Origin of the sequence: Xenorhabdus sp. NBAII XenSa04, assembly GCF_963866145.1 — a bacterium.
Classification (GTDB): Bacteria; Pseudomonadota; Gammaproteobacteria; order Enterobacterales; family Enterobacteriaceae; genus Xenorhabdus; species Xenorhabdus indica.
In genome coordinates, this window is sequence record NZ_CAWMEB010000332.1 from 1 (window position 1) to 202 (window position 202).

Here is a 202-nt window from a genome sequence, read left to right on the forward strand (position 1 = left end):
CTATGTATCATTGGGAAAATTTATTGCCTGCCTGTGGCATCGATATTCCCGCAAAGGGAAAACATGGTGCTTGTCCTGTCTGCGGTGGCACTGACCGTTTTCACTTTATTGATGATCATCATAATGGCAACTGGCATTGCCGCCAGTGTGATACCCCGAACTATGGTGATGGGCTGGATTTGGTGGCAAAAACTAAAGGAAT

At 46.0% G+C, this 202-nt stretch carries 1 protein-coding gene; it reads left to right on the forward strand.

The features are described 5' to 3' along the window. Positions 1–2: 2 nt before the first annotated feature. The coding region (locus tag AAC147_RS11665) for a primase-helicase zinc-binding domain-containing protein (protein ID WP_047686676.1) at positions 3–202 on the forward strand (200 nt) is incomplete at its 3' end.